Below are 377 nucleotides of genomic sequence, written 5' to 3'. Positions count from 1 at the left end.
AGATCCGCGGCTTCCGCATCGAACCCGGCGAGATACAAGCGGTACTCACCGCATATCCCGGTGTGACACAGGCGGTGGTCGTTACCAGCCACGACGCTGGCGACACGCGCCTGGTGGCCTATGTCGTCGCCGACACCGACACCGAGACCGACCCGAGCGAAATCCGTCGGTACGCACGGGAACGACTACCCGAATACATGGTGCCCGCAGCAATCATGCTGCTCGACCAGCTGCCCTTGACCGTCAACGGCAAACTCGACAAACGTGCGCTACCAACACCCGAATTCATCTCGGGCACCCCGTATCGGGCACCCTCCACACCAGCCGAACAGGCACTCGCAGAGATCTTCGCGAATGTGCTGAGGCTGGACAAGCAG

1 protein-coding gene is annotated in these 377 nt (G+C 62.1%); it reads left to right on the top strand.

What is annotated here, in order from left to right:
- Positions 1-2: 2 nt before the first annotated feature.
- On the top strand, positions 3-377 hold a 375-nt coding region (locus JK358_RS38825; RefSeq protein ID WP_307817934.1), incomplete at its 3' end, for an AMP-binding enzyme.

Origin of the sequence: Nocardia acididurans, from assembly GCF_016741815.1 — a bacterium.
GTDB lineage: Bacteria > Actinomycetota > Actinomycetes > Mycobacteriales > Mycobacteriaceae > Nocardia > Nocardia acididurans.
Note: the sequence above shows the minus strand (reverse complement) of the source record. Positions and strands in the feature narration are given on the sequence as shown.